The sequence below is a fragment of the Mycobacterium sp. NGS64 genome, assembly GCF_059812245.1.
Map to the genome: position 1 here is coordinate 310,571 of NZ_JCALCI010000004.1, position 21,451 is coordinate 332,021.

Genomic DNA, 21,451 nt, shown 5'->3' on the forward strand with positions numbered 1-21,451 from the left:
CGTCACGGCATCGCCTCGGCCAGGGCGATGTGCCCCTCGAACCCGACGGCTTTCGCCATGTCGCAGTAGCGATCCCGGAACCGTGCATAAGTCGCGGCGTCGCCGTGAGCTTGCGCGAGCAGGGCACGCAGCCGCAGCAGCGGAACCTCGAACAGGACGAATCCCGGGTCGATCGGCTCGGCTGCCAGCCGGTGGATCGCGCCCTGCGCCTCCTCGAGGTCGGCGTCCGTACCGCGCTGCAGCAGGGATTCCACCAAGACCCGCACCGCCTCCCCAAGGGAGAGCGCGTCGCCGGCGTCGAAGGTGTAGTCGACGACGGCGCGTGCCAACTCGATCGCGCCGTCGATATCGCCGGTCCTGGCTTTCTCCTTCGCGATCTCTGTGTCGACGGTCCGCACTACATCTTCCGCATACCCATGGCGCAGGTTAGCTTCACGAAACTCGGCGAGGAGTGCGAAACCGGCCGCGCGATGCGCACCGCCCTGATTGATGAGGACGAGGCCGCGACTCACCCTGGAGGCATCCACGGCGAAGTCGTCGCCGGAATGCTCCGCCATTTTCATCGCCTCTGCTGTGTCCCGGTCCGCCGCCGCGTCGGGGAGAACCGCGCCGGCGTGGAGGGCGAAGCGGTACTTGTACAGCACGGGAAGCCCGACGGACGTTGGGTCGACGCTGCGGATCATTGCGGTCGCCTGATCGAGGTCTTCCCCCCAGCCCGGAACGCCGAGGCAATATCGACAGTTGCCACGCATGAGGAACGCCGCCGCCAGCGGTGACCCGACGGGGCCCAGAGCGCCCTTGGTGGGATCGCCGTCGGCCAGGTCGATGACGCGCTGCGCCATGCGCAGACCTTCGGCTGCGTGACCGGCGAACCACATGGCACTGCTCACGAGCAACATCATCGTCAGCGGCGGATCGGCCATCGACTCAATCAGGCGGGTGCACTCCGACGCAAGCCGCGCCGCGTCCCGGTAGCGGTTGTGAAATACCAGCGTCGTCATCAGGCCACCCATGCCGATGGCCAGCGACGCGGTGTCGCCGGCGGCGCTGCAAAGGTCACGCAGTTCGTCGAAGCCGGTGTCGGCGATGCTGCCGGCGACCCGGACTGTGTTCAAGCACAGCAGAGTCCGTGGGGCGATGCGCATCGACGTCCGGCCTGGGGCGTCGGTGGGCAACCGGTCCGCGACCATTCGTGCGCGTTCCCAGCTGGCGCGAGCGGCCCGGATATCGCGGGATTGCGCCCATGCCCCCGCGCGCATGTGCCAGGCGAAAGCGGTGCTCAGGTCGTCGGCGGCCTCGAAATGTTCGGCGATCAGCGCGGCGTTCTCGTCCAGCGCCTCCGGGTGGTGTTGTTCGATCGCGGTCGCCAGACGCCGATGCAATTCGGCGCGGTCGGACTTCAGCTGTGCTTCGTAGGCCACCGTCCGGATTAGCGGGTGGTGGAAGGCGTACTCGGCCTGTGGTGTGAAACGCACCTGGTCGACCAGTCCGCCGGCGATCAACTCGTCCATCGCCGCCCCGCCGTCGAGCAACGCCAACTGTTCTGGACCAAACCGCAAACCGATGACAGCGGCGGCATGCAGGGTCTGCTTGGCGGCGAATCCGAGCCGGTCAATACGCGCGGCGATGGTCGCCTGCAGGGTCGCCGGCACCGCCGCGTCGGCATGATCGACGTTGCAGACATAATTACCACGGTCTCCGGTTAGCACCCCGCGCTCGGCCAGTTCACGGACCATCTCTTCAGCGAAAAACGGGTTACCGGCGGCCCTTTCGACGATCGTGGTGGCTAACTCGCCGGCCGTGGAGCGCGGCCCCAGCAGCTCGGTAACCAGTGCGGTGGTCTCCAAATTGCTCAGCGGTGCAAGGGATATGCTCTGCCCGCCGGGCATCCGACTCAACGCGCCTTGATATTCGGGGCGGTAGGTGATCAGCACCAGCGAGGGGGTCTTTGGAATCACCGCGACGAAGTCGGCGAGCATCGATTCGCTGACCTTGTCCAGCCAGTGCGCGTCCTCAACGACATATACCGTCGGGGCCCGGCGGGCCAGCGACGCGGCATTGACGAGCGCGGTCAACCGACGGCGCCGCGCGTCGGGATCGATCTTGGCCAGCCCCGCGTCGGGTTCGGCGATGCCCAGCAAGTCCTCCAACAGCAGCACGTCCTCGGGATCAGCATCACGGAACTGAGCCCGCAACTTCGCGCGAGCGGCCGCGTTGTCGAGCCCGCGTACGCCGGTTGCTGCGCGCAGCAGTCGCGCCACGGCGTGGAAGGGAATCTCACTGGCATGCGACTCGGAGAAGGCCGCGAACACCTCGACACCTCGGGCGGCGGCCATGGTGGTTAGCTCGCGCGCCAGGCGGCTCTTTCCGATGCCCGGTGAGCCCACCATGCAGACCACCGCGCCGTGGCCGTCGATGGCGCTGTTGAGCAGGCCCTCGATCGCTGCCATCTCCCAGCGTCGCCCGACCAGATTCGACTCCACACGCCCGGCGCCGCGGTGTCCGTCGGCCATACCCAGCAGCCGGTGGGCGGGCACCGGCTGCTCGGCACCTTTGACCCGAACCATCTCTGTCTCACCGAGATTCGCCGCGTCCTCCACCAGTCGCGCCGTCGACGCGCTGAGCATGACCCCGCCCGGCGGGGCCGCCGATTGCATCCGCTGGGCGATCCCGACAGGCTTACCCACGGCGGCGTAGCCAAACCGGCCCGAACCAATCGCGCCGGCGATCACCTCACCGGAGTTCAACCCCACGCGCAACCGCAGATCGATGCCGTCGCGCTCCCCGATGTCGACGGCAAGCCGCTTGGCCTCCTCCTGTATGCCCAGGGCGGCCAGACAGGCGCGAATGGCGTGGTCTTCCAACGCGACCGGGGCGCCGAAAACCGCCATGATCCCGTCGCCGGTCCACTGTGCGACCGTGCTGCCGTATCGCTGCACCGCAGCCGCGCAGCGGTCGGCGAGGTCCGCCATGATCTCGCGCATTCGTTCGGCACCCACCGCCGCAGCGATGTCCATTGAGTGCACCACGTCGGCGAACAGCACCGTCACCTGCTTGTATTCGGCGTGAGCATCGTGCGCGGTGACGGCCGCGCCGCACTTTTTGCAGAACTTCGAGTCCGGCGGCAGCTGGGTACCGCAGGATTCGCAGACCAAAGCTGCCGCCGTCACGTCGCGGCCAGCCCACTGCCGTTTCACCGCCCTATCGTGGCACCGTTGGCCCGCCGGCATGCGCGATATCGCGGCCGAATATGCGGTGCGTAAGCGCTGGAGTCTGTCGTGATGGCACGTACGCTTTTGACGTGCGTTTGCCGTGGCCGTTAGTGGGCCGCTCGCAGGAGATGGAGGCTATCGAGGCCGCCATCTTGACTTCGGATGCCTCGGGCATCGTGGTCTACGGGGCGGCGGGCGTGGGCAAGAGCCGGATCGCCCGGGAGGCCCTGTCTGTTGCCGAATCGCGCGGATGCGAATGCCGGTGGGTGGTCGGCACATCCGCGGCTCGGGCGATTCCGCTCGGTGCTTTCGCCGCATGGGCGCCGTCGGACGTCACCGATACCGTCCAGTTGCTGCGGGGGGTGATCGAGTCACTGACGGCCACGTCTTCGGACGCCACCGTGGTGGTGTGTGTCGATGATGTGCATCTGCTCGACGATTTGTCGATATTCGTCGTGCACCAGATCATTCAGCGCGGCGCCGCGAAAGCGCTGCTTACCGTTCTCGACGGTGCGCCCATTCCCGCTGCGGTGCAGGAGATATGGAAGGACGGCCGATTCGAGCGGCTTGATCTGCAGCCGCTGTCGCTCGATGAGACGACCACGCTGCTGTCCGCGACTTTGGGCGGCCCGGTGGATTTTGATGCCGCCCAGCGGCTTTGGAAGCTCACTCGCGGCAACGTCTTGTACTTGCTGAACATCGTCGAGCAGGAGGTTGCGGACGGCCGCATCGTGGAACAGCATGGGTACTGGCGCTGGATCGGTGATCCGATCGTGCCGCCCAGTTTGGTCGAGTTGATCGAACTCCGCATCGGGGACCTACCCGCCGCGGTCAATGATGTGGTCGACGCGCTGGCTGTAGGGGAGCCGATCGAGCTGACCGCGTTGCGCCAAATCACCGATCCGGCCGCGGTCGAGGAAGCCGACCTCCGCGGCTTGATCACGCTCGAGCCAGGCGTTGCCGGTGTCCAGGTGCGAGTGGCGCACCCGCTCTACGCCGAGGTGCGCCGCAGAGACGCGCCACCCACGAAGTTGCGGCGGCTGCGTGGGCTGGTCGCCGCCGGGCTCGCGGGGTCCAACGAGCGTGACGACATCCAGGTCGCGGTGCGGCGGGCCGCACTGAGTCTCGACTCCGACCTGGCGCCGGACGCGGAGCTGCTGGTTCGGGCAGCCCACGGTGCCGTCTGGCTGGCAGACCTGCCCCTGGCCGAGCGGCTCGCGGCGGCGGCAATCCGTGCCGGGGCGGGACCGGAACCGAACTTTGTTCGCGCGCACGCACTTTCGTGGCTTGGACGTGGCGAAGCGGCAGACGCGGTGCTCGCCGACATCGACACCAGCCAGTTGAGCGACGGCGACCGCGCGAGATTCGCGTTCTTTCGTGCGAGCAACCTCCTTTGGGCGCTCGGTGACCCCGCCCGCGCGAAAGAGGTCATCGATGACGCGGCGCGTACCACGCCACCGCAAGCTCACAGCTATATCGACGCCTTTCTCACGGTCTACTGGTTTGCGATGGACCAGCCCGATACGGCGCTGCGAGCTTCGAAAAGCCTCACGCTCGATGACCTACCGGCCGTCGTGGGTGCGGAGATAGCGTGGGCCTTGGCCACCATAGCCGCGGACGCCGGGGACACCACGGTAGCTGTGGACACTGCGGAAGCGGGATACACGGCTGCTACTCGCGCCTTTGACGCCCCGCACATGCGGTTCAACATCGCCGATTCACACGTGAGCGCGCTGGTGCTATCCGGGCGGATCGGCGACGCCGCTGAAGTGGCCGACCGCGTGCAGCGGCAGGCGTCCGACCTTCCCGGTGCGGCCCAATTACTCGGTGCCGCAGTGGCGGGTCGCGCCTCCCTGGGCGCGGGCGACCTTCACACCGCGTGTGCGCTGCTGGAACAGGCCGCAGTAGGGATGTTCGGGACCCACTCGTTGGGTTGGGGGTACCGCTACTACATCCCGTACGTGACCGTGCTGGCCGCACGCGGGCTAACCGACGAAGCGGCCGCAGCGCTTACAGCGCTCGCTAAGGTACGACGGCCATTTCGGTCGCTGGACTACGAGTTCAGCCTGGCCAGAGCGTGGGTGGCCGCGAGCCAGGGTGCGGTCAGTGAGGCGATCGACGTCTTGCTGTCGGCCGCCCAGAGGGCCGCCGCTAAGGGGCAATTCGCGGCGGAAGTGATCTGTCTGCAGACCGCCACACAGTTCGGCGACCGTTCGAGCGCACCTCGGTTGCGTGAGCTCGAAGGGATCGTCGAGGGTCCCCGTGTTGGCGTGGCCGCGCGGTTCGCTGAAGCCATGCGCGACGGCGGCGTCCGCCAATTGGCCTCGGTGTCAGAGGAATTCGAGCGGCTCGGCGATCTTATTGCGGCCGTCGATGCTGCCGCCCTCGCAGCCCTGCTCTATCATCGGGAAGGCCTTCGGGGATCTGCGTTGAGCTGCTCCACACGTGCCGCCGCTCTGGCCGAGCAATGCGGAGCCAGTACGTGGGCGCTTCGTCAGAGCGTCGAGCCCTTGCCGCTGACCGATCGGGAACGCGAGATCGTGATGCTGATCGGTGAGGGACTGTCCAGCCGCGAAATCGCCCGGCGACTGAGTCTGTCCGCGCGAACCGTCGAAAGCCACGTCTATCGGGCGATGTTGAAGACCGGAACCACAACGCGCGACGAACTCGCAGCACTGCTACGCCGGCCCACCATGAAGGGTGCCAAGTAGCTGATCGGGCCCCTGCGCGAGGCTGTCGACGCTACGGCAAGCCGTTCATCCCGTTCACGCCGAACAACAGCCCGCCGGTGCCGCCGGCGCCGGGGGTGCCCGGGGTAGCGCCGACCCCGGCATTGCCGCCGTTGCCTCCGGCACCGAGCAGGCCGGCGTTGCCGCCGTGGCCCCCGTTGCCGCCGGTCACGGCGCCCGCGCCGCCCTCACCGCCGGCCCCGCCGGTGCCCAAGAGCAGTGCGCTGCCCTGACCCCCGGTCCCGCCGGCGCCACCCGCGCCGGTAGTGCTGGCTCCGCCGGCCCCACCGTTGCCACCGGGTCCCAGCAGCAGGCCGGCGCTGCCGCCGGTCCCGCCGGCCCCGCCGGTCCCCGTCGAGCTGGCTCCGCCGGCACCGCCGGCGCCGCCCCCGTTGGCGATCAGCACCGCATTGCCTCCGGCGCCGCCCTTCCCGCCCGCCGTTGCCCCGAACCCGCCGTCGCCGCCGGCTCCACCGGCGCCCAGCAGCTGGCCGGCGTTACCACCGGCCCCGCCGTCCCCGCCGGTGCCGGCCGCGCTGGCCCCGCCGTCCCCGCCGCCGCCGGCATGGCCGAAGAGCGGGTTGCCGTTGCCCCCGGCCCCCCCGGCACCCCCGGTGAGATCGCCGTATCCACCGACCCCGCCCAGCCCTCCGCCGGCGGTGATCAACCCGCCCAGCAGACCACCCGTGCCGCCGGCGCCACCGGCCCCGCCGGTGCCGCCGGTGCCGAGCGCCGCTCCGCCGGCCCCGCCGGTCCCGCCGTAGGAAGCCAGCCCGCTAGGTCCGCCGGCCCCGCCCGACCCGCCGACCGCGCCCGCCGCCGTGGTGAGGCCGCCGTTGCCGCCGACGCCGCCGTGGTCGAACACGGCGGTCCCGCCGGCTCCGCCGGCCCCGGCGTTACCGGTGGACGAGTTTCCGCCAGCGCCGCCCGCGCCGGCACAACCGATTACGCCGCCGGCCCCGCCGGCCCCCCCGTTCTGGCCGAGGCCACCCGAGCCGCCGGCGCCTCCGTCGCCGAGCAGCCACCCGCCGGGCGCGCCGGGCTGTCCGGTACCCGGAGCACCCGGGGCCCCGTTGGCGAACAGCGGGCGGCCGGTAAGTGCCTGGACGGGCGCGTCGATTGCGTGGAGCACCTGTTGCTGCAGGCTGTGCACGGGCGAAGTGCTTACCGGAGCGTTGAAGCCGTCGACACCCAGCAGTAGCCCGCTCATACCTCCCGCGCCGGTGGCACCCAGCGCCGTGCCGGTGCCGGGGTTGCCGCCGTTGCCGCCGTTGCCGAGCAGCAGGGCATTGCCGCCGGCCCCGCCGTCACCACCCGCAGCACCCAAGCTCGATCCGCCGGCGCCGCCGGCCGCACCATTGCCCAGGCCGCGGCTCATGCCGCCGTTTCCGCCGTTGCCGCCGACGCCGAGGGCGCTGGCCCCGCCGGCACCGCCCGCCCCGCCGGGCCCAACCAGGCCGCCGTTGCCGCCGGTGCCGCCTGCCCCGCCGTGCGCGCCACCGGCTCCACCGGTCCCGCCGACGCCGCCGTCGTTGATCCAGGAAGCGCCGCCGTGCCCGCCGGCCCCGCCGACCCCGGTCTGGCTGGTTCCGCCGGGCCCGCCGGCACCGCCGTCGCCCCACACCAGGCCGGTGCCGCCGTTCCCGCCCATCCCGCCGGTACCGGAATGGCTGGATCCGCCGGCGCCGCCGGCGCCGCCGCTCCCGAACAAGAGGCTCCCGTCGCCGCCGCGGCCGCCGGCGCCCCCCACGCCGGCATCGCTGAATCCGCCGGGTCCGCCGTTCCCGCCGCCCGGGCTCAACAGACCGCTGAGCAAGCCGCCTGTCCCGCCGGCGCCACCGGTCCCGCCGTCGCCGAGAAGCGAGCTCCCGCCGGCCCCGCCGGCTCCGCCCGCGCTGAACAGCAGGCCCCCGTTGCCGCCGCGTCCGCCGGCCCCGCCGACGCCGCCGGGCGCCGTGCTCGCTCCACCCGCGCCGCCGGCCCCGCCGTAGCCCAACAGCGGGTCGCCGGAATTGCCGCCGGCCCCGCCGGCCCCGCCGTTGCCGGTCGCTGAGCTGCCGCCCGCCCCGCCGGCACCGGCGTAACCCAGCAGCCCGGAGGCGCCGCCGTTACCGCCGTTCTGGCCTGGCGCGCCGGAGCCTCCATCGCCGCCGTTGCCCAGCAGCCACCCGCCGGGCGCCCCGTTTTGCCCGGTGCCCGGTGCCCCGTTGGCGCCGTTGCCGATCAGCGGACGTCCGGTCAGCGCCAGGCTCGGCCCGTTGATCGCGTGAAGCAGATCCTGCTCGATGGTTTGCGCCGGATTGGCCGTGAACGCCGCGACATTGGCGGCCTCCGCGCTCGCATAGGACCCAGCACCCGCGGTCAACGCCCGCACAAATTGGTCGTGAAACGCCGCCGCCTGGGCGCTGAGCGCCTGAAACCGTTGGCCGTGGCCGGAAAACAGCGAAGCGATCGCCGCGGATACCTCGTCCTGGGCCGCGGCGATTACCCCCGTGGTCTGGGCCGCAGCCGCCGCGCTGGCGGCGTTGAGGGTCGATCCGATGTTTGCCATGTCACCGGCGGCGGTTGTCAGTAGGTCTGGTGCCGCGATCACATACGACATGTCCATCCACCCATTCGCTCGTCGGGCCGACCTGGATGAAACCGAGGCTGTGCGCAATCCAGGGTCGAACGGATCGGCGGGGCGGTCTGCAGTAGTCGTCTACTGCAAGACAGGGCGGACGTTGTCGTTGGCTACTTAACCGACGGCCGTAGTGGTGGGCGCTTACCTGTGAACTGGCGTCGAGCTATCGATTGAAACCGCTCGGCCTCCTAGGATTTGAACGCAGCGCCGGAAGGCGAAGGAGGCCACGATGCCGGGTGGAAAGCCGAACATTCTCGTCATCTGGGGCGACGACATCGGGATCACCAACCTCAGCTGCTACGGCCAAGGGCTGATGGGCTATCGAACCCCCAACATCGACCGGATCGCCGCCGAGGGCATGCTGTTCACCGATTCGTACGGCGAGCAGAGTTGCACCGCCGGCCGCGCGTCGTTCATCACCGGCCAAAGCGTCTACCGCACCGGGCTTTCCAAGGTCGGCATGCCCGGTGTGGACGTCGGGCTGTCGGCCGACGACCCGACGATCGCCGAGTTACTGAAACCGCTCGGGTACGCGACGGGCCAGTTCGGCAAGAACCACCTCGGCGACCTCAACAAACACCTGCCGACGGCGCACGGCTTCGACGAATTCTTCGGCAACCTCTATCACCTCAACGCCGAGGAGGAACCCGAGCACCCCGACTACCCCACCGAGCAGGAGGCGCCGCTGCTGCGCAAGGCGCTGCTGCCGCGCGGGGTGATCCACTCCTGGGCCACCGATCAGGACAGCGATGAGGCCGACGAGCGTTACGGGCCGGTGGGTAAGCAGCGCATCGAGGACACCGGGCCGCTGACCAAGAAGCGGATGGAAACCGTCGACGACGAGTTCACCGCGGCGTGCATCGACTTCATCAAGCGCCAGCATGCTGCGGGCACCCCGTTTTTCGTGTGGATGAACACCACCCACATGCATTTCAGGACGCACACCAAACCCGACTCGCTCGGGCAGGCGGGGCGCTGGCAGTCGCCGTATCACGACACGATGATCGACCACGACCGCAACGTGGGTGAGCTGCTGGACGCGCTCGACGAGCTCGGCATCGCCGACGACACCATCGTCATCTACAGCACCGACAACGGTCCGCACTCCAACAGCTGGCCCGACGGGGCCACCACGCCGTTTCGCAGCGAGAAGAACACCAACTGGGAGGGCGCGTTCCGGGTGCCCGAAATGATTCGCTGGCCCGGCAAGATCCCGGCGGGCGTGGTGTCCAACGAGATTGTCCAGCACCACGACTGGTTGCCGACCTTCCTGGCCGCCGCGGGTGACCCGGACATCGTCGACAAGCTCAAGAAGGGCCATCAGGTCGGGGACAAGCGGTTCAAGGTCCATATCGACGGCTACAACCTGCTGCCGTATCTGACCGGCGAGGTCGCCGAGAGCCCGCGCAAGGGCGTGATCTACTTCTCCGACGACTGCGACGTGCTGGGCATCCGGTACGACAACTGGAAGCTGGTGTTCATGGAGCAGCGCTGCGCGGGCACGCTGCGGATCTGGTTCGAGCCGTTCACGGCCTTGCGGGCGCCGAAGATGTTCAACCTGCGCACCGACCCGTTCGAGCAGGCCGACATCACGTCCAACACCTACTGGGATTGGCTCATCGACCGCATCTATCTGGCGTTTTTCGGTGTGGCGCTGGTGAACCGGTTCCTGGAGACGTTCAAGGAGTTCCCGCCGCGGGCCAAGCCGGCCTCGTTCACCATCGACCACGCGGTGGAACAGCTCAACGAGTTCCTCGCCTCTCGCGGTAAGTGAGGTCTGGGACGCTTCAGACGCTCGACACCTGGAACGACGGGCCGGCGAAATCGGCGATCGTCGACTTCGTTCACCGCGTAACAAGCGAAGGCTCAAGCGATTTCGTCGAGCGGGACGCCCGCGTGGCGGTGTTCGACAACGACGGGACGCTGTGGTGCGAGAAGCCGATGTACATCCAGCTCGACTTCCTGGTGCGCCGATTCGCCGAGCAGGCAACGGCGGACCCGAGCCTTCGCGACCGTGAGCCCTACAAGGGCGCCTACCACGGCGATCTGACCTGGCTGGCCGGCGCGGTGGCCAAGCACAACCAGGGCGACGACTCAGAGCTCAAACCGCTTGTGGCCGCGATACTTTCCGCCCATGCCGCGATCACCGTCGAGGAACACCGCGCCCGGGTGGAGGCGTTCTTTCGCGACGCCATGCACCCGACGCTGGGGCGGCCGTACACGTCGTGTGCCTTCCGGCCCATGGTGGAGCTGCTGCGCTACCTGGAGGCCCACGGATTCACCGCCTTCATCGTCTCGGGCGGCGCGCGGGACTTTATGCGGCCCGTCACCGGCATGCTCTACAACATTCCGCCCGAGCGGGTGGTGGGCAGCTCGGTGGGCCTGACCTATCGCGACGGCCACCTGTTCACCACGGAGCAACCGGAGTTCCTCGACGAGGGACCGGTTAAGCCGGTGCGGTTGTGGAGCCGGATCGGGCGACGGCCGATCCTGGCGGCCGGCAACTCCAACGGCGACATCGAGATGCTGGAATTCACCGGCGCCCCGGCGACGCCGTCGCTGCGGCTGCTGATCCGCCACGACGACGCCGAGCGCGAGTTCGCGTACACCGGGGGAGCGGAGCGGGCGCTCGAGCTGGCCGAGCGAAACGCCTGGACGGTCGTCAGCATGCGCGACGATTGGAAGGCCGTGTTTGACTGACGATCTGATCTGGATTCCCGAGCAGACCGCGGTCCTGGGTTCCGACGAACACTACCCGGAGGAAGCCCCCGCGCGGCCGGTCGGTGTGGCAGGCTTCTGGATGCAGGCCCGCCCGGTCACGAACACGGAATTCGCCGAATTCGTCGCCGCCACAGGCTATGTCACCATCGCCGAGCGGGCGCTCGATCCCGCGGACTACCCCGGCGCCCCGAAAGAGAACCTGCAGCCCGGATCGATGGTGTTCACCCGAACCAGCGGCCCGGTCGACCTGCGCCATCTGAGCCAATGGTGGACCTGGACGCCCGGGGCGTCGTGGCGGCACCCCGTGGGGCCGCACTCGTCGATCGCGAGGCGAGCTGACCATCCCGTCGTTCACGTCGCGTACGACGACGCCCGGGCCTACGCGGCCTGGGCGGGGCGCTCCCTGCCGACCGAGGCGGAATGGGAAACCGCGGCCCGCGGCGGCCTCGACCACGCGACGTACACGTGGGGCGACGACCCCGAGGCGTCGGGACGGCGCCTGGCCAACTACTGGCACGGCGACTTCCCGTGGCGCCCCGACGCCGGCTACGGGCGCACCACACCGGTGGGCAGCTTCCCGCCCAACGGTTACGGCTTGTACGACATGGCCGGCAACGTGTGGGAGTGGACCACCGACTGGTATGCCGACACGCGCGCCGGCAAGCCTTCCGAGGGGGACAGCTACGACCCGGCCCAGCCGCAGTTCCGGATACCGCGCAAGGTGATCAAGGGCGGCTCGTTCCTGTGCGCCGACAGCTACTGCCAGCGCTACCGGCCCGCCGCGCGCCGACCACAACCGATCGATACCGGCATGAGCCACATCGGCTTCCGGTGCGTTGTGCGGCCCGGCGCCGTTGTGGGGTGATCCGGCGGTATGGCAACCTCAGGGCGTGAACGAGCAACCCTTGAGGCCATTTCGCATCGACGTGCCCGACGGTGATCTTGACGATCTGCGCTCGCGGCTGGCGCGCACCCGGTGGCCGGAGGCCGAGTGCGTGGACGACTGGAGCCAGGGCATTCCGCTGGCGTACACCCGCGAATTGGCCGACTACTGGGCCACCAAATACGACTGGCGGTCCCGCGAGGCGGCACTCAACCGCTTCGATCAGTTCGTCACCGAAATCGACGATCTGGACATTCATTTCATCCACCAGCGCTCGCCGCACGACGACGCCTTCCCGTTGGTGATCACCCACGGCTGGCCCGGCTCGATCGTGGAGTTCCACAAGGTGATCGAGCCGCTGACCAATCCGCCGTCGGGGCGCGCCGAGGACGCGTTTCACGTCGTGTGCCCGTCGCTTCCGGGATACGGCTTCTCGGGCAAGCCCACCCGCACGGGCTGGGGCGTCGAACGGATCGCCGACGCGTGGGAGACGCTGATGCTGCGCCTCGGCTACGACCGCTACGGCGCCCAGGGCGGCGACTGGGGTGCCGCGGTCACCACGCAGATCGGCCGAAACGGCGGGCACTGCGCGGCAATTCACCTGAACATGCCGATCGGGCGGCCCACCAAGGAGGCGCTGGCCGACCCGACCCCGGAGGAGCAGCGCGCCCTGGCGTCGATGGCCGAGCACCGCAAGTGGGGCACCGGCTATTCCAAGCAGCAGTCCACCCGGCCGCAGACGCTGGGCTACGGACTGGTCGATTCGCCGGTGGGGCAGCTGGCGTGGATCGTCGAGAAGTTCTGGGCGTGGGCCGATTGCGACGGGCACCCTGAGAACGTGTTCGGCCGCGACGAGCTGCTGGACAACGTGATGATGTACTGGGTGACCGGCACCGGCGCGTCGTCGGCCCGGCTGTACTGGGAAAGCTTCCGGGTCTTTGGTCAGATGATGGACCGTGTCGAATTGCCCACCGGCGTCAGCGCTTTTCCAGGCGAGCTGCTGAAGGCGCCGCGAAGCTGGTGCGAGCCGGTGTACAACATCACGCACTGGACCGACATGCCGCGCGGCGGGCACTTCGCCGCGTTCGAGCAACCGGAGCTGTTCGTCGACGACGTCCGCGCGTTCTTCGCGACGGTGCGCTGAAATACCTTCGCCGAGTGTGAAATTCTCGACAAGACACGCCGTGTGGGCGTCGCTGAATTCACGCTCGGCGCGCAAGGGATGATTGCTAGACGATCCGCCAGCCCCTCCGTGCCCGAAAACGCATGTCCCACAGGTAAATCTGATAGCCGAAGATCCACGCGCGGTGCGGGATGAGCCGGTCGGCCAGGCGCAGGCCGGTCAGCAGATATTCGAACCGGCGCTGCTGGGCCCGCGACCAGTCCAGCTCCATCATCGCCCGAAATTCCGGGGCCAAGAATCCCGTCGTCGCGAACAGGTTGAACGGCCCGCCAAGCGCCCGCAGCGGCAGCGGGAGGAACGCCATCGAAGCCACGCCGCGCAGGTGTTCGCGCACCGGTGGGTCGATGCGCAGCTCGTCGAGGGAGCGCTTCCAATACTCGTCGAACGCGGCCAGATCCGGCGGCCACATGCGCTCGGGCACCTGCAGCGTGGTCCCGAGCCGTTTGGCGTCGCGATAGACGGCTTCGGCGCTGGCGTCGTCCAGCGGGCCGTGCAGGAACTCGTGTTGGTCGACGAAATAGCGGTACAGGCAGGCGGCCACCCACAGCTGCAACCTGGGGTCGAAAGCGTTGTAGGACACCGGGCTTGACGATGTCGAGCGCACCTGCCGGTGCGCGGTGTCCACCGCGTCGCGGATCAACGCCCGGTCCGATTCGGTCCCGATGGCCGCGACGGCCAGGTAGGTGCCGGTGGTGCGGGCCCGCTTGAACGGATGCTTGTACACGTTGCCGCTATCCACCGGGCTTTCCAGCACGCCGTAACCGACGCCGGGCAGGGAGAGCTGCATGATCACGTTTGCCGCGGGCAGCAACATCGCCGCCGGGTTCAACAAATCCGCGATCCGGGTTGCGGGCCGCTTCATCGCGGATTACCCCTCATGGAGTCGAGTACACCACGGCAAACCGTTATATCCGCCCAAAAGTGGGCAGACCAGAGCGATGAGTACCCAACCTGGCCCGATCCGGCCGCTGCCGCGCGCGCCCAGCCTGTCACCGACGGCCGACCCCGACGCATTGCTGTGGTGGGTGGTGGGCCTGTTGATCGTCGTCGTGATCGTGGCTGCCGTTTTGGCGATCTAGCGTGGCCGACCCCGGTCGCGGCCGGTGTGAGACGCTGCCGGGGTGCGTGCGACTCGGTCCCGAGCCGCCGGCGTGCTGGCCGGCTACCTGGCCGACCTCGCACTGAGCGACCCCCGACGGGGCCATCCGGTCGCCCTGTTCGGCCAGGCGGCCGCGGCGCTGGAGCGCGCCACCTACCGCGATGCCAGGGGGGCCGGCGCGCTGCACGCATTCGTGCTGGTCGGTGCGGTGACGCTGCTGGGCGCGCGGGCCTCGCGTCGGGGTGGGTTGCTGGCCACGGTCGCGGCGACGTGGGTCTGCCTCGGTGGGACGTCGTTGGCGCGCACCGGCCTGGAGATGTCGCGACTGCTGGAGAGCGGCGACGTCGAGGCCGCCCGGCGGCTGCTGCCGTCGTTGTGCGGGCGCGACCCGTCCCGGCTGGACGCGGCCGGCCTGACGCGCGCGGCGCTGGAGTCGGTAGCGGAGAACACCTCGGACGCCGAAGTGGCGCCGCTGCTGTGGGCGACGGCCGCCGGGGCTCCCGGGGTGTTGGCGTATCGCGCCATCAACACGCTTGATTCGATGATCGGCCATCGCTCGCTGCGGTATGCCCAATTTGGTTGGGCCGCAGCGCGATTGGACGACGCGGCCAACTACCTCCCCGCCCGCGTGACCGCGGCGCTGGTGGTGCTGTGCGCACCGCTGGTCTCCGGATCGTCGTCGGGGGCGCTGCGGGCCTGGCGCCGTGACGCGGCGCGGCATCCCAGCCCCAACGCGGGGGTGGTCGAGGCGGCCTTCGCCGGCGCGCTCGGCGTTCGGCTCGGCGGGCCGACGCAGTATCGCCACCAGCTGCAGATCCGCCCGACCCTCGGCGACGGGCGGCCGCCCGAGGTGGCCGACCTGCGCCGCGCGGTGGCGCTGTCGCGGGCGGTGCAGGCGGCCGCGGCCTTGCTGATCGGGCTCTTGGCCTACCGCCGGCGGCCGTAGCGGTCGGCGAGCTTGTCCTCCACGGTCACCGGGGTGGCGGTCGTCTGCTCCTTTTCCCGCCGCCGGACCCGCAGCTCGGAGTAGACGAAGTAGCCCAACCCGATCGGCGCGAGGATGCCGAACGAAATCCATTGGATGCCATAGGACAGGAACGGCCCGGCATCGAGATGCGGCACGCCGATCAGGCCCAGTCCGCCGGGCTGGTCCTCGACCAACTGCAGATAGGACCCCGCCAGCGGCACCTTCGTCAACGCCGAGACCTGTTCGGTGTTAATCGAATACACCTGCTGCACACCGTCGGTGACGAAAGGATCTTTGCCCGCCGCGGTGGGTTCGGAGTCCCGCAGCCGAGCCGTGATCGTCAGCGTCTCCGCCGGTGGGCGCGCGATCGGCGGGACATGCGATCCCCGCTCGGGGCGCACGTAGCCGCGGTCGACCAACACAGTCGGGCCGTCGTCCACCACGAACGGTGCCAGCACCTCGAACGCCGGGTCGCCCTCGACCACCCGCAGCCGGGCCAGCACCTGCACGTCGGGCAGGTAGTGCCCGGTGGCTGTCACCCGGCGCCACTGCGCGCCCGGCGCCGACGAATCCTGCCGGGGCAGCAGGGTTTTCAGCGGCACGGGCGGGGTGTTGAGGGAGGACTCGATCTGGTGGTTCTCCCGCGACGTCCTGGTGTTCTTTCCCAGCTGCCAGGGCGCGAGCACCATGAAGCACAGGTAGGTGAAGGCGATCACCACCAGCGCCAGGGCTATCCAGCCCGGCCGCAGCAGGAACGCCAGGCCCCTTTTCACCGGGGCATCGCGCCTTTCCCTTTTTCGGCGAGCCGTTCGTCGACCCACGCGTGCAGCCCGGGCAGGGCGGCCTCGATGACGGCGAAGACGTCCTCGAAGTCGTCATGGTCGCCGTAGTAGGGGTCCTCGACGTCGGGGGCGTGGGCGCCCGCGCGCGGGTCGAACGACCGCAGCATGCGGATCCGGTCTTCCTCGACGCCCAGCTGACGCAACATCCGAACGTGATTGCGCCCCAAGGCCACCACCAGGTCGGCCGCCAGGTGGTCGTCGTTGAGCTGCGCGGCGCAGTGGGCGGTCGGGTAGCCGTGGGCATGTAGCACCCGGGTGGCCCGGTCGTCGGCGCAACTGCCGACATGCCAGTTGCCGGTGCCCGCGCTGGTCACCCGGACCGCGTCGCCGAGGCCGCGCCGCTGCAGCTGATCGGCGAACATCTTCTCGGCCATCGGGGAACGGCAGATGTTGCCGGTGCAGACGAAGGTGACGTGCAGTGGTTCAGACACCGAGGGCCCTCCGCAACTCCTCGACCGTCGCCGCGTGCGTCACGCCGGTGAGGCTGAACCCGTCCTCAAAGTCGGACCGCCCATAGCCCCAGCCGACCACCACCGTGTCGATGCCGTGCGTGGCCGCGCCGTGCACGTCGTGGCTGCGATCGCCGACCATCAGCACCCGCTCGGGCAGCGGCTGCAGCTGATCGAGCGCGTGGGCCAGCACGTCCTCCTTGCTCTTGCGTGAGCCGTCGGGAGCCGCACCGGCGATCACCTCGAAATACCCGTCCAGGCCAAAGTGGGCCAGGATGCGCCGCGCCGTCGGCTCCAGCTTGGAGGTGGCCACGGCCAGCCGGACCCCGGCGGCGCGCAGGTCGGCCAGCAGCGGCTCGATGCCGTCGAACAGGGTGTTCATCGCCCAGCCCCGCTCGCCGTATTCGGCGCGGAAGGCCGTGATCGCGTCCTCGGCGGAGTCGCCGAACATCGACCGGAAGGTGTCGTCCATCGGCGGCCCGACGATTTGCGCGGCCAGGTCACCCTCGGGCACGGCCGCGCCGACGTGGTTGAGCGCGTGCAGGAAGCTGGCCACGATCCCTTCCGCCGAGTCGGTCAGCGTGCCGTCGAGGTCGAAGATCACCAGCTCCGCGGCGTCCGAGACGATGTCTGTCACCACACCATTGTCCTAGATGGCCGCACGCGCTCAGCGCGGCCCACTAGTGTTTCTCGGATGGCGACTCTGAACCCGAGCCCGCCAGCGGCGGCGCGCTATCACGGCGATCAGGCCGTGGCGCCCGGGATGCTCGACTTCGCCGTCAACGTCCGGCACGCGCAGCCGCCGGAGTGGCTGATGCGCCGGCTGGCCGCGCGGCTGCCCGACCTGGCGCGCTACCCGGGCCCCGCGGACACGCACCGGGCGCAGGACGCGGCCGCGGAGCGGCACGGCCGCACTCGTGACGAGGTGCTGCCGCTGGCCGGCGCGGCCGAGGGCTTCGCGTTGCTGCCCAACCTGCGCCCGGCGCGGGCGGCGATCGTGGCGCCGTCGTTCACCGAGCCCGCCGTGGCGCTGGGCGCGGCCGGGGTACCGGTGCGGCACGTCGTGCTGGAGCCGCCGTTCCGCCTGGACGGCGCGTTGGTGCCCGACGACGCGGACCTCGTCGTGGTGGGCAACCCGACCAACCCCACCTCGGTGTTGCACACCCGCGCGCAGCTGCTGGCGCTGCGCCGGCCCGGCCGGATCCTGGTGGTCGACGAGGCGTTCGCCGATTCGGTCCCCGGTGAGCCCGATTCGCTGGCCGGCGACGCGCTACCCGACGTGCTGGTGCTGCGCAGCCTGACCAAGACGTGGGCGCTGGCCGGGTTGCGGGTGGGCTACGCGCTGGGTGCGCCGGAGCTGTTGGCCCGGCTGACGGCGCAGCGCGCGCACTGGCCGGTGGGGACCCTGCAGCTGACGGCCATCGCGGCCTGCTGCGAGCCGCGGGCGGTCGCCGAGGCCGCGGCCGGTGCGCTGCGGTTGGCGGAGCTACGCGCCGAGATGGTGGCCGGCCTGGCGTCGGTGGGCGCCGACGTGGTCGACGGCCGGGGCCCGTTCGTCCTGTTCCGCCTGCCCGACGCCGACCGGGTACGAAACGACTTGGAGCGCAAGGGGATTGCCATTCGCCGGTGCGACACCTTCGTCGGCCTGGACGGCCGGTACCTGCGGGCGGCGGTGCGACGGGACTGGCCACTGCTGATCGAGGCCATCGCGGAGGCGCTGCGGTGAGCGTGCGGCTGGCCGACGTGATCGAGGTGCTCGACGAGGCGTACCCGCCGGATCTCGCGCAATCGTGGGATTCGGTCGGCCTGGTGTGCGGCGACCCCGACGACGCGCTGGACTCGGTGACCGTCGCCGTCGACGCGACGCCGGAAGTCGTCGACGAGGTTCCCGACGGCGGACTGCTGCTGGCGCATCACCCGTTGCTATTGCGCGGGGTCGACACCGTGGCGGCCAGCACGCCGAAGGGCGCGCTCGTGCACCGCCTGATCCGCAGCGGGCGATCGCTGTTCACCGCGCACACCAACGCCGACTCCGCCTCGCCGGGGGTGTCCGACGCGCTCGCCGACGCGCTCGGGCTCACCGTCGAGGCGGTGCTCGAACCGCTCGCGGCGGCGGGCGATCTGGACAAGTGGGTCGTGTACGTGCCGACGGAGAACGCGGAGGCGGTGCGCGAGGCCGTGTTCGAGGCCGGGGCCGGCCACATCGGCGACTATTCGCACTGCAGTTGGAGCGTGAGCGGCATCGGGCAGTTCCTGCCGCACCAGGGGGCCTCGCCGGCGATCGGCAGCGTCGGCAGCGTCGAACGGGTGCCCGAGGAGCGGTTCGAGGTGGTCGCACCGGCGCGGGCCCGGGCAGCGGTCTTGGCGGCGATGCGCGGCGCCCATCCGTACGAGGAGCCCGCGTTCGACATCTTCGCTCTGGTGCCCCCGCCCAGCGACGCGGGGGTGGGCCGGATCGGCACGCTGGCACGACCGGAATCGTTGCGCAGCTTCGTCTCCCGTGTCGGCGCCGCGCTGCCGCGGACCTCGTGGGGCGTGCGCGCGTCCGGGGACCCCGACGCGCCCGTGTCGCGGGTCGCCGTGTGCGGCGGCGCCGGGGATTCGCTGCTGGCCGCCGCGGCGCGCGCGGACGTGCAGGCTTATGTGACCGCCGATCTGCGCCACCATCCCGCCGACGAGCATCGCCGGGCCTCGGACGTGGCCCTGGTCGACGTGGCCCACTGGGCCAGCGAATTCCCCTGGTGCGAGCAGGCCGCCGGCATACTGCGGTCCCGTTTCGGGGAGGCGCTGCCCGTTCGGGTGTGCACCATCCGCACCGACCCTTGGACGCTGGGGCAGGTGGCTTCGACGGGGAGAGACGGGAGAGACGGGGAGAACAGCCATGAAAGCTGAGGTCGCACAGCAACTTTCGCTACTCGAGTTGTCGAAATTGGACGCCGAGCTGTCCCGCATCGCACACCAGGCCAGCCATCTGCCCGAGCAGGAGGCCGTGGAGCGGATCCGGGCCGACCACACCGCCGCCGCCGATCGGCTCGGCGCGCTGCGAATTGCGCTGGAAGACTTGGACGCCCAGGTGTCGCGGTTCGAGTCGGAGATCGAGGCGGTGCGGCAACGCGAGGACCGGGATCGCTCGATGCTCAAATCCGGTGCGACGGACGCCAAGCAACTGTCGGATCTGCAGCACGAGCTCGAGACCCTGCTTCGGCGTCAAACCAGTCTCGAGGACTCGCTGCTGGAGGTGATGGAACGCCGCGAGGAGTTGCAGGCCGAGCTGGACGGCGAACAGCGCGCGGTCGAGGCGCTGCAGTCCGAACTGGCCGGCGCCCAGGAGGCGCTCGACGCCGCGATCGCCGAGATCGACGAGGCCCGCCAGGCTCGTTCGTCGCGACGCGAAACCCTGTCCGCGGAGCTGGATCCCGCGCTGTCCGCCATGTACGAGCGGCAGCGCGCCAGGGGAGGGCCGGGGGCCGGGCCGTTGCTCGGGCATCGGTGCGGCGCCTGCCGGATCGAGATCGGCCGCGGCGAACTGTCCCGCATCTCGGCCGCCCCGGAGGACGAGCTGGTGCGCTGCCCGGAGTGCGGCGCGATCCTGTTGCGGGTCAAGGGGTTCGACCAGTGAAGGTCGTCGTCGAAGCCGACGGCGGGTCGCGGGGCAACCCCGGACCGGCCGGGTACGGCGCGGTGGTGCGCAACGCGGACCGTTCGACCGTGCTGGCCGAGACGAAGCAGGCCATCGGCGTCGCGACCAACAACGTCGCCGAATACCGAGGCCTGATAGCCGGTTTGGACGACGCCCTGCAAATGGGGGCCACCGAGGTCGAGGCCTTCTTGGACTCCAAGCTGGTGGTCGAGCAGATGTCCGGGCGGTGGAAGGTCAAGCACCCCGACCTGATCGAGCTCCACGCGCAGGCGCGAAAGCTGGCCTCGCGGTTCGACCGGGTCTCCTACGCCTGGGTTCCCCGGGCCCAGAACTCGCACGCCGACCGGTTGGCCAACGAGGCGATGGACGCCGCGGCGGGTATCGACGAAGACCTGACCGAACCTGAGCCGCCGGTTGCCGAGCCGGCGAAAAGCGTTGCGGCCGAAGCCAGGACGTCGCCCGGTTGGACCGGGGCGCGGGGCACGCCAACCCGGCTGCTGTTGCTGCGGCACGGGCAGACCGAACTATCGGTGGAGCGCCGCTACTCGGGGCGCGGCAACCCGGCGCTGACGGAGGTGGGGCGCCAGCAGGCCGGGGCCGCGGCGCGCTACATGGCGGAGCGCGGCGGGATCGCCGCGGTGATCTCCTCGCCGCTGCAACGGGCCTACGACACCGCGGCGGCGGCCGCCAAGGCGCTCGGGCTGGACGTCACGGTCGACGACGACCTGATCGAAACGGATTTCGGGGCGTGGGAGGGCCTGACGTTCGCCGAAGCGGCCGAACGTGATCCGGAACTGCACCGGCGGTGGCTGCGCGACACCGGCACGACACCGCCGGGCGGGGAAAGCTTCGACGCGGTGCTCGACCGCGCGCTGCGGATGCGCGAACGGGTCATCGAAGCACACCAGGGCGCGACGGTGCTGGTGGTGTCCCACGTGACGCCGATCAAGATGCTGCTGCGGCTGGCGCTGGACGCGGGGCCCGGGATCCTTTACCGGCTGCATCTTGACCTGGCCTCGCTGAGCATCGCAGAGTTCTATTCGGATGGGGCGTCGTCGGTGCGGCTGGTGAACCAGACCGCCTACTTGTAGGGGAGATGGATG

Annotated in this window: 17 protein-coding genes; 11 read left to right on the forward strand and 6 right to left on the reverse strand. The window is 70.0% G+C overall.

Features of this window, described 5'->3' with window-relative positions:
* Positions 1–2: 2 nt before the first annotated feature.
* The gene (locus AC5Y4S_RS19445) at positions 3–3,197 is read right to left on the reverse strand and encodes an adenylate/guanylate cyclase domain-containing protein (RefSeq protein ID WP_500034298.1); all 3,195 of its coding nucleotides are present in this window, start codon (positions 3,195–3,197) and stop codon (positions 3–5) included.
* A 104-nt stretch (positions 3,198–3,301) separates the two neighbouring features.
* On the opposite strand from AC5Y4S_RS19445, the gene AC5Y4S_RS19450 reads away from it, so the two are divergent.
* A complete protein-coding gene (locus AC5Y4S_RS19450; protein ID WP_500034299.1) occupies positions 3,302–5,923 on the forward strand; it encodes a LuxR C-terminal-related transcriptional regulator in 2,622 nt (873 codons plus the stop codon).
* Positions 5,924–5,954: 31 nt separating this feature from the next.
* Here the strand turns inward: AC5Y4S_RS19450 and AC5Y4S_RS19455 are convergent, their stop codons facing one another.
* Positions 5,955–8,543, reverse strand: coding sequence for a PE family protein (locus tag AC5Y4S_RS19455; RefSeq protein ID WP_500034300.1), 2,589 nt, complete (start codon positions 8,541–8,543; stop codon positions 5,955–5,957).
* A 250-nt stretch (positions 8,544–8,793) separates the two neighbouring features.
* On the opposite strand from AC5Y4S_RS19455, the gene AC5Y4S_RS19460 reads away from it, so the two are divergent.
* The 4 genes from AC5Y4S_RS19460 to AC5Y4S_RS19475 are packed head-to-tail and all read left to right on the forward strand — an operon-like array spanning position 8,794 to position 13,312.
* Entirely contained in the window at positions 8,794–10,338 is a 1,545-nt protein-coding gene (locus AC5Y4S_RS19460) for an arylsulfatase (protein ID WP_500034301.1), read from the forward strand.
* A complete protein-coding gene (locus tag AC5Y4S_RS19465; RefSeq protein WP_500034302.1) occupies positions 10,335–11,264 on the forward strand; it encodes an HAD family hydrolase in 930 nt (309 codons plus the stop codon). Before AC5Y4S_RS19460 ends, AC5Y4S_RS19465 begins: the two co-directional genes overlap by 4 nt.
* The gene (locus AC5Y4S_RS19470; protein ID WP_500034303.1) at positions 11,257–12,150 is read left to right on the forward strand and encodes a formylglycine-generating enzyme family protein; all 894 of its coding nucleotides are present in this window, start codon (positions 11,257–11,259) and stop codon (positions 12,148–12,150) included. Before AC5Y4S_RS19465 ends, AC5Y4S_RS19470 begins: the two co-directional genes overlap by 8 nt.
* 40 nt (positions 12,151–12,190) lie before the next feature.
* Positions 12,191–13,312 carry an epoxide hydrolase family protein gene (locus AC5Y4S_RS19475; protein ID WP_500034620.1) on the forward strand — a complete coding sequence of 374 codons (1,122 nt, stop codon included), beginning with the start codon at positions 12,191–12,193 and terminating at the stop codon, positions 13,310–13,312.
* A gap of 85 nt (positions 13,313–13,397) precedes the next feature.
* Here the strand turns inward: AC5Y4S_RS19475 and AC5Y4S_RS19480 are convergent, their stop codons facing one another.
* Positions 13,398–14,213: an oxygenase MpaB family protein gene (locus tag AC5Y4S_RS19480; RefSeq protein ID WP_500034304.1), complete on the reverse strand. Its 816-nt coding sequence runs from the start codon at positions 14,211–14,213 to the stop codon at positions 13,398–13,400.
* A 76-nt stretch (positions 14,214–14,289) separates the two neighbouring features.
* Here AC5Y4S_RS19480 and AC5Y4S_RS19485 point away from each other — a divergent pair, with 76 nt between their 5' ends.
* The gene (locus AC5Y4S_RS19485; protein ID WP_500034305.1) at positions 14,290–14,430 is read left to right on the forward strand and encodes a hypothetical protein; all 141 of its coding nucleotides are present in this window, start codon (positions 14,290–14,292) and stop codon (positions 14,428–14,430) included.
* Between the two features lie 42 nt (positions 14,431–14,472).
* Positions 14,473–15,396 carry a cobalamin biosynthesis protein gene (locus tag AC5Y4S_RS19490; protein ID WP_500034306.1) on the forward strand — a complete coding sequence of 308 codons (924 nt, stop codon included), beginning with the start codon at positions 14,473–14,475 and terminating at the stop codon, positions 15,394–15,396.
* On the opposite strand, the gene AC5Y4S_RS19495 is transcribed toward AC5Y4S_RS19490, so the two are convergent.
* The 3 genes from AC5Y4S_RS19495 to AC5Y4S_RS19505 are packed head-to-tail and all read right to left on the reverse strand — an operon-like array spanning position 15,378 to position 17,312.
* Positions 15,378–16,190 carry an SURF1 family cytochrome oxidase biogenesis protein gene (locus AC5Y4S_RS19495; RefSeq protein WP_500034307.1) on the reverse strand — a complete coding sequence of 271 codons (813 nt, stop codon included), beginning with the start codon at positions 16,188–16,190 and terminating at the stop codon, positions 15,378–15,380. The two genes, AC5Y4S_RS19490 and AC5Y4S_RS19495, sit on opposite strands and share 19 nt — an antisense overlap.
* On the reverse strand, positions 16,187–16,690 hold the full coding sequence (locus AC5Y4S_RS19500; protein WP_500034308.1) for a low molecular weight protein-tyrosine-phosphatase: 504 nt from the start codon (positions 16,688–16,690) through the stop codon (positions 16,187–16,189). The genes AC5Y4S_RS19495 and AC5Y4S_RS19500 overlap by 4 nt, the downstream gene beginning before the upstream one ends.
* Positions 16,683–17,312 carry an HAD-IA family hydrolase gene (locus AC5Y4S_RS19505; RefSeq protein WP_500034621.1) on the reverse strand — a complete coding sequence of 210 codons (630 nt, stop codon included), beginning with the start codon at positions 17,310–17,312 and terminating at the stop codon, positions 16,683–16,685. The genes AC5Y4S_RS19500 and AC5Y4S_RS19505 overlap by 8 nt, the downstream gene beginning before the upstream one ends.
* A 90-nt stretch (positions 17,313–17,402) precedes the next feature.
* Between AC5Y4S_RS19505 and cobC the strand changes: the two genes are divergently transcribed.
* From cobC to AC5Y4S_RS19525, 4 genes are read left to right on the forward strand one after another with little or no spacing between them, the layout of a single operon-like run.
* Entirely contained in the window at positions 17,403–18,434 is a 1,032-nt protein-coding gene (gene cobC / locus AC5Y4S_RS19510; protein ID WP_500034309.1) for an Rv2231c family histidinol phosphate aminotransferase CobC, read from the forward strand.
* The gene (locus AC5Y4S_RS19515) at positions 18,431–19,600 is read left to right on the forward strand and encodes a Nif3-like dinuclear metal center hexameric protein (RefSeq protein ID WP_500034310.1); all 1,170 of its coding nucleotides are present in this window, start codon (positions 18,431–18,433) and stop codon (positions 19,598–19,600) included. Before cobC ends, AC5Y4S_RS19515 begins: the two co-directional genes overlap by 4 nt.
* Entirely contained in the window at positions 19,590–20,327 is a 738-nt protein-coding gene (locus tag AC5Y4S_RS19520) for a zinc ribbon domain-containing protein (protein ID WP_500034311.1), read from the forward strand. Before AC5Y4S_RS19515 ends, AC5Y4S_RS19520 begins: the two co-directional genes overlap by 11 nt.
* A complete protein-coding gene (locus tag AC5Y4S_RS19525) occupies positions 20,324–21,439 on the forward strand; it encodes a bifunctional RNase H/acid phosphatase (protein ID WP_500034312.1) in 1,116 nt (371 codons plus the stop codon). The genes AC5Y4S_RS19520 and AC5Y4S_RS19525 overlap by 4 nt, the downstream gene beginning before the upstream one ends.
* The last annotated feature ends 12 nt before the right edge of the window (positions 21,440–21,451 follow it).

Bases quoted from the DNA above. Each gene is read 5' to 3' on its own strand.
- AC5Y4S_RS19455 (WP_500034300.1), bottom strand. From the start codon at position 8,543: ATGTCGTATGTGATCGCGGCACCAGACCTACTGACAACCGCCGCCGGT.
- AC5Y4S_RS19460 (WP_500034301.1), top strand. From the start codon at position 8,794: ATGCCGGGTGGAAAGCCGAACATTCTCGTCATCTGGGGCGACGACATC.
- AC5Y4S_RS19480 (WP_500034304.1), bottom strand. From the start codon at position 14,213: ATGAAGCGGCCCGCAACCCGGATCGCGGATTTGTTGAACCCGGCGGCG.
- AC5Y4S_RS19485 (WP_500034305.1), top strand. From the start codon at position 14,290: ATGAGTACCCAACCTGGCCCGATCCGGCCGCTGCCGCGCGCGCCCAGC.
- cobC (WP_500034309.1), top strand. From the start codon at position 17,403: ATGGCGACTCTGAACCCGAGCCCGCCAGCGGCGGCGCGCTATCACGGC.
- AC5Y4S_RS19520 (WP_500034311.1), top strand. From the start codon at position 19,590: ATGAAAGCTGAGGTCGCACAGCAACTTTCGCTACTCGAGTTGTCGAAA.